This window comes from Stenotrophomonas sp. AR029 (assembly GCF_047520695.2).
In the GTDB taxonomy this organism is placed as follows: domain Bacteria; phylum Pseudomonadota; class Gammaproteobacteria; order Xanthomonadales; family Xanthomonadaceae; genus Stenotrophomonas; species Stenotrophomonas sepilia.
In genome coordinates this window covers 757,895-774,091 of record NZ_JAXBQQ020000001.1, presented here as the reverse complement: position 1 = coordinate 774,091, position 16,197 = coordinate 757,895, and the positions used below count along the sequence as shown (strand labels likewise).

Genomic DNA, 16,197 nt, shown 5'->3' with positions numbered 1-16,197 from the left:
GGGGAACTGCACACACAACAACCCGATCACGTCGCCACGTGGCGACGGTGCTTCCAGTCGAATCAGAACTGCCAGGACGCGCGGAATCCGATCACGTGACCGCGTGCCTCATGCTTGAGCCAAGCCGGGCGGCTCATCGGTACGCCGACGAAGCCATCCCACGCCAGTCCGCCCAGCTCGCCACGTGCACCCAGGTGGGCGCCGCTGAGGGTTCCGCCGCCGATACCCTGGCGGTCGTCGCGCTCGATGTGGCCGATATCGATGCCCGCATAGGGCGCGATGGCGCGCTGTGCCATCCAGCTGATGCTGTTGCGCCAGTAGCCGCCACGGCTGCCGCCGAGTGGCACCTCGCCATCGAAGCCGTTGACGGTATAGCGGCCACCGACGCTGATGAACTCCGAGCCGTACAGGGTGTCCTCGCTCCACTGGTAGCGGAGCGCGGTGTTCCATGCCAGCGGACGCGGCCCGGATGTCAGGGCGCCACCGGCGCCGATATCCAGCGTGGTCAGCCCATAGCGGAACGTCGGCGCCAGGTCATCACGGCCCACGGCGTCATCATCGCCTCCCAGCCACGGCACGCCGCGGCGGTGCGCCAGGCGGATATCGGCCTGGACCCGCCCCAGGTACTGGCGGTGCAGCAGCGCCAGCTCGACCGAGGTGGTACGCCTGCGCTGGCCTTCGATCTCCACGCCTTCCACGTAGCTGTGCGACGACCGTTGCGCCACGCGCAGCTCGATGCCGCTGCGATAGCTCTGACCACGCACCAGCAGCCGTTCCACGGCCAGGTCGACGTTGCTGGAGGTGCCGGTGCTGGCGAACGTGTCGGCGTTGCTGGCGATGGTCTGCTTGTAGCGCGAGCTGTAGGTACTGGTGCTGAAACGCCAGTTGCCCACCGGAACCGACCACGACGCATTGAAGCCGTGGGTACCCCGGCCCTTGTCGGCACTGCCGTCGCTGCTGACGCTAACGCTGAGCAGGTCGTTGACGCGAGCCAGGTTGTCTACCCACGCGGTCGCGCCGACCTGCTGCTTTCCGGTCGCACGGCTGCCGGCATCATCCAGCGACACCGAGGCACGCCATCGCTTGCCGTGGCGGATGCTGATGACCACGTCCGACTCGCCGGGCCCTTCGCCCGGCACCAGCTCCATGTTCACGTCCTGCGACGGAACGCGCTTGAGCTGCTCCAGGCCCTGCTCCAACGCGCGCAGATTAAGCACGTCCCCCGGCCGCGCGGGAAACGCACTCTTCCACATCGAATCGGGAACCTCTTCCGCGTTGAAGCGGATCTGCCGGATCACGCCCGGCACCAGCTGCAGGCGCAGGGTTCCGCTGCCCAGGCTCTGCTCGGGCAGGCCGATGCGCGTGGTCACGTAGCCCTTGGCCAGCGCCAGATCCGAGGCACGCCGCACGATCAGCGCGATGCCCTGCTGGCCCACGCAGCGGCCACGGTAGCGGTCGAGATAGCGCTGCAGGAACGCGAACTGCGCCAGATGCGCACCGTCGAGCTGCAGCTGCTGCAGGGTGAAGCACGGTTCTTCGTCCGGCAGTGCCAGCGAATGCAGATCGGTGGCAGCGGCCGGCTGTTCGCGTGATACATCCGGCAATGCCTGCCGCTGCTCACGCTCGCGTGCCTCGCGCTCGGCGCGTTCGCGCAGTTCCTGCTGCTCGGCGAACGAGGGACTGGCCGACTGCGCATGCACGACGCCGATCAACAACAGCCCCGCAGTGCCCAGAACGGCACGCATGCTGAATCCTGCTTTTCTGTTACCCATCAACGACTTCCTTGTCCAGCATTGGTACAGACCTGAAGCTGTGAACAGACATCGTGCAGAGAGAACGTGCGGCCAGCACCGAGTCGACCGCCAACCGCTATCGGCGGGAGTGCGCGGAACTTTAGGGTCTTTGCATCCGTGCACCCATTGCGGCGATGCAGTCGAGCACCGCGCGCTGAAGGATGGGCATCCTTCAGCTGCCGTCATGCGATGTCAATCGCTCCCGTCGTCACGGCACCCGTGCGCACACCCATGCCCGCACGTCCCTGGCACCCGCCAGCCGCAACGTCTCGGCGATTTCCATCACGGTGCTGCCGGTGGTCATCACATCGTCAACCACGGTCAATCGGGGTGGCACCGGACCGCGTACATCGAACGCATCGAACAGGTTTTCCCTGCGTTGCTCGGCCGTTCGTTCGGACTGCGGTGCGGTATGCCGCCGCCGGTACAGCCCATGCCAGACCGGCAACGGCAGCAGCCGGCACAGCTCGGCGGCCTGGTTGTAGCCGCGTTGGCGCAGGCGGCGGCGGTGCAGGGGTACCGGCGCCAGTGGTGGGCATGACCAGGCGGGCGGGGCCCGCTGCATCAACTGCGCCAGCAGGCGGCCAGCCGCCAGGTCCTGATGGAACTTGTAGCGCACCAACAGTTGGTCCACTGGCGGCAGGTACAACAGGCTGGCATGAGTGGCCGTCTGCGGTGGCGCTTCCTCGCGGCAGCTGCCGCAGACGATCAGGGCGGCGTCCGGCAGCGGCAGCGCGCAACGCAGGCAGGCGCGGCCGGCCCAGGGTAGTTCGGCGAGGCAGGCGCGGCATAGGTCAAGGCCATCATGGCCTGGGTCGTCACAGACCAGGCAGCGCAATGGCAGCAGCAGGCGAAGCACGGCCTGCAGGCTCCAGGCGGCGGGGGTAAAGGCAGGCATACGTTGCAGCGTGAGCACCTCGATGGCGCGATGCCATCGGCTGTGTTCCCAGTGGGCCGTAGGAACTTTCACCGCTCTACCGGATCACTTCATCTCGTGGGCGCCGGCGCGGCATCCACCCGCGTGCGGTACACCATGTACGGCGCCTGCCGCCGATCAACGCCGCCATTGAATCCGGCTTGGCGGTGCAGCTGGTTGGCGGTGAAGTACAGATAGCCTTCCGGCCCCATCGACAACGTATCCGGCCACAGGATGCGCGGGTCGTGAACCACGGTCGTCCATCGCCCCTGCGCGTCGCGGGCATGGATCGCGTTGTGCTCGTAGTCGCTGGCATACAACCGCCCGTTGGCGTCCATCTCCATGCCATCGGAGGCGCCCTTGTCGCCGTGGTCGACCACCGCGGCCGCCAGTTCCGCTTCACTCACCTTCGGATCGCGCAGCAGCGCGGTCGGCACGCTGTACAGATGACGGCTGGACAAGGGCGTGTAGAACAGCGTGGCGCCATCGGGCGACAGGGCGATGCCATCGGCGGCCACGGTGAACGGCTGCGTCGAACCATCCGCGTTTCGCAGCCGCATCTGCTGCCCTTCCACGATCGGTACGAAGGTCGGGTCGGCTGACGTGGACACATGCCCGATCAGGCGCTTGGTGGCGCTACCGGTAGCGAGGTCGATCACGATGATGCCGCCGATACCGCTCAGCGACGAGTCGGTCACGTAGGCCACGCCCTCGCGGCCGACCCGGAAGTCGAAGCGCACATCGTTGACGTAGGTGCGCGCGTCGATGACGTTGGCCGGGAACACCAGTGTCCTGGCCACGGTATTGGTAACCAGATCGATCGCCACCAGCTTGGCGCCACCGGCCTGCGGTGCGAAGAATCCGGGCGCTGCAGTGTCCAACACCCACAGCCGGCCCTGGCCATCGGCCACCACGCTCTGCACGCTGATGAAGTGTGCAGCCGGGTCGGCTCCGTCCGCGCTGTTGATGCGCGCATCCGGATAGGGAACGGCGCGGCCGTCGCGCCATTCGGCCACGCTGCAGCTCACGTCATCGCCCCAGCGCGGGAAGTTGAGGAAGATGCGCCCGGTTTCAGATACCGCCACGCTGGTGGGCATGGCACCCTCGAGACGCGCCACCGGTTCGAGGGTACCGATGCTGCGCTCGCTGGGCAGCATGGGCGCGCCGGACATCGCCAGCGCGGGGGAACTGGTCAGAGCCAGGAGGGCAGCCGCCAGGCTGCGGATACGGCAGTTGATCATGGTGCTCTCGATGCGGGTCCGGGTGCAGCCCCGGTGTCGATGCATCTTCTGCGTCGCGCGTGGCATCGGGTAGACGGTGCAGCGCGGAATCAGCTTCACTGCTGGAGTGAAGATTCGAGATGATTGGTCCTGCTGATCAAGGCAATCAGTGAGGCCTGTCAGCTGGCTCTGCTTTCGGCACCATCAACAGCTCCGCCAACCCACGGTAGATCGGCACGCGGCACACCAGCCCGGACACGCCGCGCGCGATCAGCACCGTGGCCAGGATCGGCAGGAGCAGATCACCACTGTCGGTCAGCTCCAGCGAGATCACCGCCGAGGTCAGCGGGGCCTGGGTGACGCCGGTCAGGTAGGCACACATGCCCAGCAGCACGAACGCACGCGGATCCACACCCGGCATCAACATCGCCAGGTTATGCCCAAGACCGGCACCGACCGCCAGCGCCGGCGAGAACAGGCCGCCGGGGATGCCCGCCACGTAGGACGCCAGATTCGCCAGCAGCTTCATCAGACCGAACTCGTGGCCCACCATCGCCTGCCCCTGCACCAGGCTGCGCGCCTGTTCGTAGCCGGTGCCGAATGCGCCTTCTCCGAACGCCAGGGCCAGCAGCACCACCACCAGCCCGCAGCCTGCGGCCAGCAACACGGGATGCCGCTGCCGTAGTTGCCCGAGCCAACGGGGGCGGCCCGCCGCACTGGCCAACACCGCGCGCGCGAACAATCCGCCCAGCAATCCGGCCACTGCGCCGCACAGCAGGATCGCCAGCCAGCCCTGGCCGAGCGGCAGGCGCGCACTCACATGGCCGAAGTAGGTGTAGTTGCCGAGCAGGCCCAGCGAGACCACGCCACCGACGATCACTGCGGTCAGCAGGGTACCGGAGAAGCGATGCTCGAAGCGGCCGCTGAGCTCCTCGATAGCGAAGACGATGCCGGCCAGCGGTGTGTTGAACGCCGCCGCGATGCCGGCCGCGCCCCCGGCCAGCAGGAAGTGCGAGAGTTCGCGCGGGTCCTTGAAGCCGAACCAGCGGCCGAACAGGTACATCAGGCTCGCGCCCACATGCACGGTCGGGCCCTCGCGACCAACGGACGCGCCACCGAGCAGGGACAGCGAGGTCAGCAGCAGCTTGCCCGCCGAGACCGCGGGCGACAGGTTGGTCTTGCGGAAGGACTCGTCCGGCCTGTCCAGTGCGGCAATGACCTGCGGAATGCCACTGCCGCGGGTGGGTTTGAGCGCACCCGCGGTCAGCCAGGCCAGCAACGCGAAGATGCCGGGCGTGAGCAGCAGGGCCCACCACGGCGAGTGCGCGGTGATGCGCTGGAACAGATGGAAGGCCGCGTCGCTGGCCTTGGCAAACAGGATGGCCACCAGCGCTACGGCCACAGCCCCGCCCCAGAGCGCGGCACGGCGGCGCCAGGCCTCGCTTAGGACCAGCGCGGTGATGCGGCCGCGAAGGCGATTGAGATCGGTCATGCAGGACAGTCTGGATGCGGCGGATGCGAGCGGACAGCGGCTACTGTGGCTGAAGGCCTTGCAGGATGCGGTGAAATGCCCCGATACGGGTCGTCCCGACTGCCTGCCCCGTGCGTACATCGCTGGACGCGCAGGCGCTCCCGCCACCGGCGCTTTCTCACCCCGCGCTTCCAGTACACCGCGCGCAACCCGTTCGCGCACACGCTGGGCGTAGAAGACATCGGTAATGCTGGGGCGGCGCTGCGGGTCCAGCGACATCGCGTTCCCCACGATGCAGGCGATGTTCGGAACTGTCCATCGCAGTGGAAACGCAGTTGCGCATCGATCCGGGCGATGCCTCCATCGGTCAGCGCGGCGGTGCTTTGCCGCTACTGGTCGGTGAGAGGGACATCGCTGTCAGGACCTTCGTCCGTATCACGCAGGCAACCGTTTATCGCCAACAAGCGAACCAAGACATAGTGACCGAATGCTTCAAGTTCCTCCTTCGGCAGCATCGCCGGATCGAGCTCCCCCGCCGCGTAGTCCTTGAAGGTCACGAAGGTGTGATTCTTCCACTGCCCCGGCGCATCGGCCTGACGCAGATCATCCAGCACCACGCGCAGGCCGCCGTCAGGAAGTGCGGCCAGGCTGCACAGCACCGCGTCGCGGCGGATCGGGTAGGGCTGGTAGCTGTCCATGGCACGTGCTCGCGAGTCCGTATGCGGCAATGAACTTACACCGTAGCGCGCATTTCTGGCAGTCGATTTCTGTAAACCGAATTAATTACCAATTAGTTGACAGCATTCACCAACCCACCCACACTGCCGCCCTCGCTCCACTCGTACCCAAGGTCCGCCATGGCTGCTGCCATCCGCCACGACTGGCAACACGACGAACTGCAGGCCCTGTTCGACCTGCCGTTGCCCGAGCTGCTGTTCCGCGCCGCGGCGGTCCACCGTGAGCACTTCGACCCGGCGCAGGTGCAGGTCTCCACGCTGCTGTCGGTGAAGACCGGAGGCTGCCCGGAAGACTGCGCGTACTGCCCTCAGGCGCAGCGCTACAGCACCGGGGTGAACGCTCAGAAGCTGATGGACACCGATGCGGTGCTGGCCAAGGCCCGCCAGGCCAAGGCCGCCGGTGCGTCGCGTTTCTGCATGGGTGCCGCGTGGCGATCACCGAAGGACCGCGACATCCCGAAGGTAGCGACGATGATTGCCGGGGTGAAGGCGCTGGGCCTGGAGACCTGCGCCACGCTGGGCATGCTCAGTGGCGAACAGGCACGCGCGCTGAAGGACGCCGGCCTGGACTACTACAACCACAACCTCGACACCGCACCGGACTACTACGATTCGATCATCCACACGCGCCAGTACCAGGACCGCCTGGACACGCTGGAGCACGTGCGCGAGGCCGGCCTGAAGACCTGCTGCGGCGGCATTGTCGGCATGGGCGAGACGCGCGCGCAGCGCGTCGGCCTGCTGCTGGCGCTGGCCACGCTGCCGGCGCATCCCGATTCGGTGCCGATCAACAGGCTGGTGCAGGTGGCGGGCACCCCGCTGCATGGCAGCGCGGAGCTGGACCCGTTCGAATTCGTGCGCATGATCGCGGTGGCACGCATCGCCATGCCGCGCTCGATGGTGCGGCTGTCGGCCGGGCGCGAAGCCATGAGTGACGAACTGCAGGCGCTGTGCTTCCTGGCCGGTGCCAATTCGATCTTCTACGGCGACAAGCTGCTGACCACCGGCAACCCGGAGAGTGAGCGCGACCTGGCCCTGTTCGCCCGGCTGGGACTGCAACCGATGGCGGTGCAGGTGGATGCCGAGGGCCACGATCACGGCGGTACAGTGCACGCCGACATCAGCGCCGATGCGCCCGGCTGCGGCTGCGCTCACGCGGCCTGAGACGGGGTACAAGCAGGCGTCGCGGCAACGCGCTACCCTAGCCGCCCCGTCGCCGCATTCAGCCGCCATGGCCCGCCCCGACCTGACCGCCCGCCTCCACGCCCAGCGCGCCCTGCGCGATGCCCAAGGCCGTCGCCGCACGCGGCGCACGGTCAACCGTCGTGATGGCGTCCGCCTGGAAGTGGACGGCCAGTGGCTGACCGGCTTTTGCAGCAATGATTATCTGGGCCTGGCCCAGCAGTTCAGCGTGGTCAACGCGCTGCAGGATGCCGCTGCACGCGAAGGCGCCGGCGCCGGTGCATCGCATCTGGTCTGCGGCCACCACGCCCTGCATGACGCGCTGGAGCGCGAAGTGGCGGAGTGGCTGGGCTACCCGCGCGCGCTGCTGTTCGGTAGTGGCTTCGCCGCCAACCTGGCCGTGCAGCAGGCACTGCTGAGCGAAGAGAGTGATGTCTGCGTGCAGGACAAGCTCAACCACGCCAGCCTCTTGGATGCGACGCGGCTGGCCGGTGCGCGCCTGCGCCGTTATCCGCACCTTGATGCCGAAGGCGCGATGCGCCAGCTCAAGTACGCGCCCGACGGCGCGGCGATGCTGGCCACCGATGGTGTCTTCAGCATGGATGGCGACATCGCACCGCTGCGTGCATTGTCGCTTGTGGCACGCCTGCAGCAGGCGCTGTTCTATGTGGACGATGCGCACGGCGTAGGCGTGGTCGGTGACGGCCGTGGTGCCGTGGCCGCCGCCGGGCTGGGCGTGGACGATGTGCCGCTTCAGCTGGTCACGCTGGGCAAGGCACTGGGCGGTTCCGGCGCGCTGGTGCTGGGCCGCGACGATCTGGTCGAGCACCTGGCTGAAACCGCACGCCCCTACATCTACACCACGGCGATGCCGCCACCGCTGGCCGCCGCTGCACTGGAAGCGGTGCGCCTGGCACGCCGTGACAACTGGCGCCGCTCGAAACTGACCGACCTGATCGCGCTGTTCCGCAGCGAGGCACGCCGCCATGGCCTGGACCTGATGGCTTCGGAAACGCCGATCCAACCGCTGCTGTGTGGTGACGATCACCGCGCCGTGGCGATGTCCAAGGCACTGGAGCAGGCTGGGTGGCTGGTCGGCGCGATCCGTCCGCCCACGGTGCCCGAAGGCAAGGCGCGCCTGCGTGTGACCCTGTCCGCCCTGCACACGCCGGAACAGGTGCGTGGCCTGGTGGACGCGATCGCCAGCGCGCGCGATCGCGTGGATCTGGCGGTGCGTGACGCCGCGCCACCGCCATTGCCTGTCTTTGCCTGAGCCTGCTGTCGTTTTCCCATGCATATCGACGTCACCGGCCAGGGGCCGGACCTGGTACTGATCCATGGCTGGGCCCTGCAGGGCGGTGTGTTCGCACCCTTGGTGCAGCGCCTGGCCGACCGGTTCACCCTGCATCTGGTTGATCTGCCGGGCCATGGCCACAGCCGCGAAGACACCACGCCGTTGCGCCTGCCGTTCGTGGTGAACGCCATTGCCGCGGCCACGCCGCCGGCGGTGTGGTGCGGCTGGTCACTGGGCGGCCTGTTCGCACTGCACGCCGCCGCAACGCTTCCGAAAGTGCGCGGGCTGGCGATGATCGCGGCCACGCCGCGCTTCGTGCGCGGCCACGACTGGCCGCATGCGGTGGAGCCGGCGGTCTTCGAGCAGTTCGGGCGCGAGCTGGCGACCGATTTCGGTGGCACCCTGGAACGCTTCCTGGCGCTGGATGTGATGGGCTCGGCGCACGCCCGCGAGGAGCTGCGCACGCTGCGCCAACGCCTGGTTGAGCGCGGCGCGCCCACCGAACGGGCCCTGCTGGAAGGCCTGCGCCTGCTGGAAAGCACCGACCTGCGCGGCGCATTGCCAACACTGGGCAAACCCAGCCTGTGGATCGCCGGCCAGCGCGACCGGCTGGTGTCTCCGGCGGCGATGCAGGCCGCTGCGGCATTGGCCCCGGGTGCGCAGGCGCTGACCATCGCCCATGGCGGCCACGCGCCCTTCCTCGGCCATGCCGACGAGGTGGCCAGCGCCCTGCAACACTTCGTTGCCGGCCTGTCACCGGCCGATGGCGGACAATGAGCGCCTTCCTCATTCCACGGGATTGACGCATGGATCTGGGTATCAACGGCCGCTGGGCACTGGTCTGCGGCGCAAGCAAGGGCTTGGGCCTGGGCTGCGCGCGTGCGCTGGCGCGCGAGGGCGTCAACGTGGTGATCGTGGCCCGTGGCGAGGCTGCACTGCAGGTCGCTGCCGAAGAGCTGCGTGCACTGCCCGGTGCCGCTGAGGTGCGCGCGGTCGCCGCCGACATCACCACCGACGCCGGTCTTGCCGCGGCGCTGGCCGCGTGCCCGCAGGTGGACATCCTGGTCACCAATGCCGGTGGCCCGCCGCCAGGCGACTTCCGCACTTTCGAGCGCGACGACTGGATCGCCGCGCTCGACGCCAACATGCTGGCGCCGATCGCGCTGATCCGCGCCACCGTGGACGCGATGATTGCGCGTGGCTTCGGCCGCATCGTCAACATCACCTCGTCGGCGGTGAAAGCGCCGATCGACATCCTGGCGCTGTCCAACGGTGCACGCAGCGGCCTGACCGGTTTCGTCGCCGGCCTGTCGCGCCGCACCGTCGCGCACAACGTCACGATCAACAACCTGCTGCCCGGCCAGTTCGACACCGACCGCCTGCGCGCCAACTTCGCCCACACTGCGGGCAAGGACGGCGATGCCGGCGAAGTGGCCGAACGCCGCCGCCAGCAGATTCCCGCCGGCCGCTTCGGCACGGCGGACGAGTTCGGCGCCGCCTGCGCCTTCCTGTGCAGCGCACACACCGGTTACCTCACCGGGCAGAACCTGCTGATCGACGGCGGCGCCTACCCCGGTACGTTCTAAGAGACTTTCGCAATGCCGTCCCACTTCGATGCCCGCCATGTCCGCCGCGCATTCGCGCGTGCCGCCACCAGTTACGACGCTGCCGCCGCCCTGCAGCGCGAGGTGCAGTCGCGGCTGATCGAATCGTTGGACTACCTGGAGGCACGCAAGCCCGAGGTGGTGCTGGACATCGGCGCGGGTACCGGCCACGCCAGCGCGTTGATGAAGAAGCGTTGGCCGAAGGCGCAGGTGATCGCGCTGGATGTGGCACTGCCGATGCTGGACCAGGCCAAGCGCCAGGCCGGCTGGTGGAAGCCGTTCCAGCGCCTGTGCGGCGACGCCGCCGCGCTGCCGCTGGCCGACAACAGCGTGGACGTGATCTTCAGCAACCTGTGCCTGCAGTGGGTGGACGACCTGCCGGCGGTGTTCGCAGGCTTCCGTCGCGTGCTCAAGCCCGGTGGCCTGCTGCTGTGTTCCACCTTCGGCCCGGAAACCCTGATCGAACTCAACGAGGCCTTCGCGGCCGCCGATGACCGCCCGCACGTGAGCCGCTTCGCGCAGATCGCCCAGTTCGGCGATGCGCTGATGATGGCCGGCTTCCGCGACCCGGTGCTGGACCGCGATCTGTTCACCCTGACCTACGACGACCTGCCCTCGTTGATGCGCGAGCTGCGCGCGATGGGCGCGACCAATGCGCGGGTGGATCGCCGCCACACGCTGACCGGGCGTGGCCGTTTCGCTGCGGCGGCAGCGGCGTATGAACCGATGCGGCGCGCCGACGGCAAGCTGCCCAGCAGCTGGGAAGTGATCTATGCCCATGCCTGGGCACCGGACCCGGGCGCACCGATCCGCGAAGGCGGGCATGACGTGGCCTCAGTGCCGGTTTCGGCGATTCCGATCCGGCGCAAGCAGACCTGATCGCCTGGTAGTGCCGGCCGCTGGCCGGCAACCTCACGATTCCATGGTGGGCATCTGCCGGCCAGCGGCCGGCACTACCAGATGCGACGCCATACGCGAATCGCTCTGGTGGGTGCCGACCTTGGTCGGCACAGTGCCGGCAACCTCACGATTCCATGGTGGGCGTCTGCCGGCCAGCGGCCGGCACTACCGCATGGCACCCGCCCAAATCAGGTTTCCGCCTCAGGTGTTGGCCGGCGAACTCAGCGGCGGCCGCACCAGGTCGCGGTGGAAGAAGTAGATTTCCTGCACCAGGAAACGCCAGCTGGTGTGGAAGCTGCGGAAGCGCGTGCTGGGCGTGGACGAGGCCAGTGCATCGATGCCCAGCGCCTTGCTCAGGCGCAGCGCGCGCGCCATGTGCAGCGGGTCGCTGACGATGATCACCCGGTGCAGGTTGCGCTGGTCCATCAGCCGCTTGGCTTCCACCAGGTTCTGCACGGTGTTGCGCGAGGCGGTCTCGATCAGGATCGCATCGTCCGGCACGCCGTGCTTGAGCGCATAGCGCCGCGCCACTTGTGACTCGGAAAAGCGCGCGCCGGTTCCACCATAGCCGCCGGTGAAGATCAGCAGTGGTGCGAACTGGGCCTCATAGAGATCCAGCCCATGACGGATGCGTTCTTCGAATACCGGCGACGGCTTGGCGTCATAGGCCGCCGCACCGAGCACGATGATGGCGTCGGCCTTGGCTGCCTGGTCACGCTCGCCGACCCAGACGATCCAGGCAGTCACGCCCAGCAGCCAGATCACCAGCAGGACAAACAACCGCCACAGCCAGCCCAGCAGGCCAGTGCGATGCCGGTGCCGGTCGCGGCTCACGGCGCCCCCCAGCGCAGTGCCGGCAGGTCGACGTTGCCGCCGGACAGCACCAGGCCCACGCGCAGGCCGGCAAAACGCTGCGGCTGCGCCAGCACCGCGGCGAGCACGGTCGCCGATGACGGCTCGACCACCTGCTTGAGGACCTCCCACAGCAAGCGCATCGCCGCCATCGTCGCCGCGTCATCGACCACGATCACCTCTGCGCTGGCCGCGCGCAGCAACTCGAAGTTGGACGCGCCGATCAGGGTGCGCAGGCCATCGCAGATCGTGTCCGGGGTGAACGCCGCCTGGCGCTCGCCAGCGGCCAACGAGCGCGCGGTGTCGTCAGCGCCGGCCGGCTCGGCCAGCACCAGCCGGGTCTGCGGGCTGGCGAGCTGCAGGGCCCGGGCGGTACCGCTGGCCAGGCCACCGCCGCCCACCGGCACCACCAGCACGTCGAACGGGCCGTCGCTGTGCAGCAGCTCCAGTGCCGCGGTGCCCTGCCCGGCCATCACCGCCGGGTCCGCATAGGGATGGACCAAGGTCGCGCCGGTATCAGCCTGCACTTTGGCGCAGGTGGCCTCGCGGTCGGCGATGGTTGGTGGGCAGCGCCAGAGCGTGGCGCCATGGCGGGCGATGTTGGCCAGCTTGGCCGCCACTGCACCTTCGGGCACCACCACGTGGCAGGGAATGCCACGGGTGCGCGCGGCCAGGGCCAGGGCGGCGCCGTGGTTGCCGGAGGAATGGGTGACCACGCCGGCGCTGGCGCGATCGGCATCCAGCGACCACACCGCATTGCAGGCGCCGCGGAACTTGAATGCGCCGCCGCGCTGCAGATGCTCGGCCTTGAACGCCAGCTGCGCGCCGGCCAGCGCATCGAGCGTGCGCGAGCGCAGCACCGGGGTCACGCTGGCGTGCGGCGCGATCCGCGCAGCGGCAGCCAGGACATCATCGGCACGGGGCAACAGTGAATCGCTCATGACGCAAGATTAACGTATGGCTCCCTGCTGGCGACCCCGACACAGGTCATGCCAGCATGGCAGCCTTCACCTCCATTCATCCTGGACAGTGAAGTTAAGGGCCGATTCAACGCCTGCGCATGAAGCTCACTGTACAACCCGTCCTCTGGGGGGACCCACCATGAAAACGCGCCTGATGCTTGCCGGTGGCCTGATGCTGGCCCTGGCCGGCTGCACCACCTACGACTATGTCGGCGGTGGCCGCAGCGGCAGCTACTACCACGGTGCGCCGTCGGTGGAGTACCGCTACCCCGCCGGCTATCCCTACAACTACGGCTACCCGTACTACGGCGGCTATGGCGGCTACTACGGCGGCTATGGCAATCCGTATTACTCGCGCCCGATCTACCGCCCGCCGCACAACCACCGCCCGCCACCGCGCCCACCCGGCAACGGCGGCGAGAACCGCCCGCCGCCGCCGTCGCGGCCGTCGTACAACGGCGGTTCGCCGTGGCGGAACATGGACTCGATGCGCCGACCGCCGCAATCGAACATCCAGCCCTCTGCGCCTCCGCCGCCGGCCCGTCCGGCTCCGGCGCCGAGTGCGCCAAGAATGAACGGTTCCCCCTGGCGCAACATGGATCGTGGGACGCAGCGCACAGTTGAGCGCTGAACCGTCTTGCATTTCACACGGTCCAAGCCGCACTCTACGGGGCCAGTGACGGCCCGCGTCACAAAGTGACAAAAACGACACGGGCCGCCGCAAAAAGCTCTACGTCGATATCCGACAGGAACATCTGGATCCCCCCTGTTCCGGCCCTGTCGGATGTCGGCACCTCTGAAAGCAGACGGCCCCGCAGTGCGGGGCCGTTTGTTTTGCGGGTTCGTCAACCGGCGGCCGCAGCTTCCGTAGATCCACGCCATGCGTGGATGGCGGCCTCCCGATAGCGCCAAAAAACAGGGCCGGGCAGTCCCCCGACTGCCGGCCCCCTGCTCCCCCACCGTGCGCCTGTACCGGCCCCTGTTCCAATTCCGGTCACGGGCGCCTGCGGCGCCAGCCACGGTGGGTGCTATTGGGTTATCTGCAAAAATCCTGCCAACTTTAGGGCTGATTTCGACGGGAGCCGGCCGGCGCCGACGTCGCGGCCCCGAATGGCGCTAAAATCGCCACCCCGGTGCCGCCCCGGCCGCGCCCGCCCCCAGCTGAACAGCCCCATGAACCCGTCCTTCCATCGTTACGACGTCATCGTCATCGGCGGTGGCCACGCCGGCACCGAAGCCGCGCTGGCCGCGGCCCGTACCGGCGTGCGCACCCTGCTGCTGACCCACAACATCGAAACAGTGGGCGCGATGAGCTGCAACCCGGCCATCGGCGGCATCGGCAAGGGCCACCTGGTCAAGGAAATCGACGCCCTGGGCGGTGCGATGGCGCATGCCGCCGACCGCGCCGGCATCCAGTGGCGCACGCTCAACGCCTCCAAGGGCCCGGCCGTGCGCGCCACCCGCTGCCAGGCCGACCGCAACCTGTATCGCATGGCGATCCGCGCCATCGTCGAAGGCCAGGCCAACCTGACCGTGTTCCAGGCCGCCGTCGATGACCTGGTCATTGAAGGCGACGCCGTGCGCGGGGTCATGACCCAGACCGGCCTGCGCTTCGACGCCGGTGCCGTGGTGCTGACCGCCGGCACCTTCCTGGCCGGCAAGATCCATGTCGGCCCGACCCAGTACGCCGCCGGCCGCATGGGCGACCCGCCGGCCACCACGCTGGCGGCGCGCCTGCGCGAGCGTCCTTTCCAGGTGGACCGCCTGAAGACCGGCACGCCGCCGCGCATCGATGGCCGCTCGCTGGACTACAGCGTGATGGACGAGCAGCCGGGCGATTCGCCGCGGCCGGTGATGTCCTTCCTCGGCTCGGTGGACGAGCATCCGCAGCAGGTCAGCTGCTGGATCACCCACACCACCGAGCAGACCCACCAGATCATCCGCGACGCGCTGCACCGCTCGCCGCTGTACAGCGGCCAGATCGAAGGCATCGGCCCGCGCTACTGCCCGTCCATCGAGGACAAGGTGGTGCGCTTCGCCGAAAAGGCCAGCCACCAGATCTTCGTCGAACCCGAAGGCCTGGGCATCGTCGAGATCTACCCCAACGGCATCTCGACCTCGCTGCCGTTCGACGTGCAGCTGGAGATGGTGCGCAGCATCCGCGGCTTCGAGAACGCGCACATCACCCGCCCCGGCTACGCCATCGAGTACGACTTCTTCGATCCGCGCGGGCTGAAGGCGTCGCTGGAGACCAAGCTGGTGAACGGCCTGTTCTTCGCCGGCCAGATCAACGGCACCACCGGCTATGAAGAAGCCGCCGCGCAGGGCCTGCTGGCCGGCCTCAACGCCGCGCGCCAAGTGCGCGGGCTGGACGGCTGGTGCCCGCGCCGCGACGAGGCCTACCTGGGCGTGCTGGTGGATGACCTGATCACCCACGGCACCAACGAGCCGTACCGCATGTTCACCAGCCGCGCCGAGTACCGCCTGCAGCTGCGCGAGGACAATGCGGACCAGCGCCTGACCCCGACCGGCCGCGAGATGGGCCTGGTGGATGACCGTCGCTGGGGTGCGTTCGAGACCAAGCAGGCCGCTGTTGCTGCCGAGCGCGCACGCCTGGGCGCGCTGTGGGCGACCCCGGCCAATGCGCTGGGCCGCGAAGTGCAGGACACGCTGGGCGTGGCGGTCAGCCGCGAGACCAACGTGCTGGACCTGATCAAGCGCCCCGAGCTGGATTACGCGCAGCTGATGCAGGTGCCATCGCTGGGGCCGGCCGTGGCCGACGCCAAGGTGGCCGAGCAGGTGGAGATCGGCGTGAAGTACGCCGGCTACCTGGACCGCCAGCGCGAGGAGATCGAGCGCCAGCAGCGGCATGAGGCCACGCCGATCGCCGAGGCGTTCGACTATGCGACCGTGCGCGGGCTGTCGGCCGAAGCACTGCAGAAACTGGAGCGGGTGCGCCCGCAGACCATCGGCCAGGCGCAGCGTATTCCGGGCATGACCCCGGCAGCGATCTCACTGCTGCTGGTGCACCTGGAGCGCGCGCGCCGCGGCCGCGTGGCGTAACGCGGGACCGTCCGCTTCTGGTGGGTGCCGGCCTCGGCCGGCACGAATCATCCGATAGCGATACTCCGTGCATGTGTGCCGACCAAGGTCGGCACCTACCAAGGCCTCCCGCTCCGGTAGATCCACGCCATGCGTGGATGAAGGCCTCCGTGCCGACCAAGGTCGGCACCCACCGGAGCGGAACACGCACCCACCTTGGCGAA

General features: G+C 68.4%; 14 protein-coding genes. 7 read left to right on the top strand and 7 right to left on the bottom strand.

Annotation, left to right across the window (positions count from 1 at the left end; translation table 11 throughout):
* Positions 1-62 precede the first annotated feature (62 nt).
* The 5 genes from ACM0PB_RS03720 to ACM0PB_RS03700 form a co-directional block, all read right to left on the bottom strand.
* Positions 63-1,745 (bottom strand): ShlB/FhaC/HecB family hemolysin secretion/activation protein, encoded by a 1,683-nt coding sequence (locus tag ACM0PB_RS03720; RefSeq protein WP_414604349.1) that lies wholly within the window; start codon positions 1,743-1,745, stop codon positions 63-65.
* A gap of 256 nt (positions 1,746-2,001) precedes the next feature.
* Positions 2,002-2,691 (bottom strand): ComF family protein, encoded by a 690-nt coding sequence (locus ACM0PB_RS03715; RefSeq protein ID WP_235648996.1) that lies wholly within the window; start codon positions 2,689-2,691, stop codon positions 2,002-2,004.
* 89 nt (positions 2,692-2,780) lie between these two features.
* A complete protein-coding gene (locus ACM0PB_RS03710) occupies positions 2,781-3,950 on the bottom strand; it encodes an L-dopachrome tautomerase-related protein (RefSeq protein WP_414604348.1) in 1,170 nt (389 codons plus the stop codon).
* A gap of 145 nt (positions 3,951-4,095) precedes the next feature.
* A complete protein-coding gene (locus ACM0PB_RS03705) occupies positions 4,096-5,421 on the bottom strand; it encodes a chloride channel protein (protein WP_005420121.1) in 1,326 nt (441 codons plus the stop codon).
* Positions 5,422-5,789: 368 nt separating this feature from the next.
* Positions 5,790-6,098, bottom strand: coding sequence for a hypothetical protein (locus tag ACM0PB_RS03700; RefSeq protein ID WP_065197293.1), 309 nt, complete (start codon positions 6,096-6,098; stop codon positions 5,790-5,792).
* A 159-nt stretch (positions 6,099-6,257) separates the two neighbouring features.
* Here ACM0PB_RS03700 and bioB point away from each other — a divergent pair, with 159 nt between their 5' ends.
* The 5 genes from bioB to bioC all read left to right on the top strand — a co-directional run bounded on the left by bioB (position 6,258) and on the right by bioC (position 11,096).
* Positions 6,258-7,301, top strand: coding sequence for a biotin synthase BioB (gene bioB / locus ACM0PB_RS03695; protein ID WP_065197294.1), 1,044 nt, complete (start codon positions 6,258-6,260; stop codon positions 7,299-7,301).
* 67 nt (positions 7,302-7,368) lie between these two features.
* Positions 7,369-8,592 carry an 8-amino-7-oxononanoate synthase gene (gene bioF / locus ACM0PB_RS03690; RefSeq protein WP_414604347.1) on the top strand — a complete coding sequence of 408 codons (1,224 nt, stop codon included), beginning with the start codon at positions 7,369-7,371 and terminating at the stop codon, positions 8,590-8,592.
* A gap of 18 nt (positions 8,593-8,610) precedes the next feature.
* Positions 8,611-9,390, top strand: a complete 780-nt coding sequence (gene bioH, locus ACM0PB_RS03685) for a pimeloyl-ACP methyl ester esterase BioH (RefSeq protein WP_065177890.1) — start codon at positions 8,611-8,613, stop codon at positions 9,388-9,390.
* A 29-nt stretch (positions 9,391-9,419) separates the two neighbouring features.
* Positions 9,420-10,199 (top strand): SDR family oxidoreductase, encoded by a 780-nt coding sequence (locus ACM0PB_RS03680; RefSeq protein WP_164092990.1) that lies wholly within the window; start codon positions 9,420-9,422, stop codon positions 10,197-10,199.
* 12 nt (positions 10,200-10,211) lie between these two features.
* A complete protein-coding gene (gene bioC, locus ACM0PB_RS03675) occupies positions 10,212-11,096 on the top strand; it encodes a malonyl-ACP O-methyltransferase BioC (RefSeq protein ID WP_005420131.1) in 885 nt (294 codons plus the stop codon).
* A gap of 222 nt (positions 11,097-11,318) precedes the next feature.
* On the opposite strand, the gene ACM0PB_RS03670 is transcribed toward bioC, so the two are convergent.
* Positions 11,319-11,963, bottom strand: coding sequence for a YdcF family protein (locus ACM0PB_RS03670; RefSeq protein WP_194442065.1), 645 nt, complete (start codon positions 11,961-11,963; stop codon positions 11,319-11,321).
* The gene (locus ACM0PB_RS03665; RefSeq protein WP_065177887.1) at positions 11,948-12,910 is read right to left on the bottom strand and encodes a pyridoxal-phosphate dependent enzyme; all 963 of its coding nucleotides are present in this window, start codon (positions 12,908-12,910) and stop codon (positions 11,948-11,950) included. Before ACM0PB_RS03665 ends, ACM0PB_RS03670 begins: the two co-directional genes overlap by 16 nt.
* A gap of 160 nt (positions 12,911-13,070) precedes the next feature.
* Between ACM0PB_RS03665 and ACM0PB_RS03660 the strand changes: the two genes are divergently transcribed.
* Both ACM0PB_RS03660 and mnmG read left to right on the top strand, forming a co-directional pair.
* Positions 13,071-13,562, top strand: a complete 492-nt coding sequence (locus ACM0PB_RS03660; protein WP_053496813.1) for a hypothetical protein — start codon at positions 13,071-13,073, stop codon at positions 13,560-13,562.
* Positions 13,563-14,104: 542 nt separating this feature from the next.
* Positions 14,105-15,994, top strand: a complete 1,890-nt coding sequence (gene mnmG, locus ACM0PB_RS03655) for a tRNA uridine-5-carboxymethylaminomethyl(34) synthesis enzyme MnmG (protein WP_005420137.1) — start codon at positions 14,105-14,107, stop codon at positions 15,992-15,994.
* Positions 15,995-16,197: the final 203 nt, after the last annotated feature.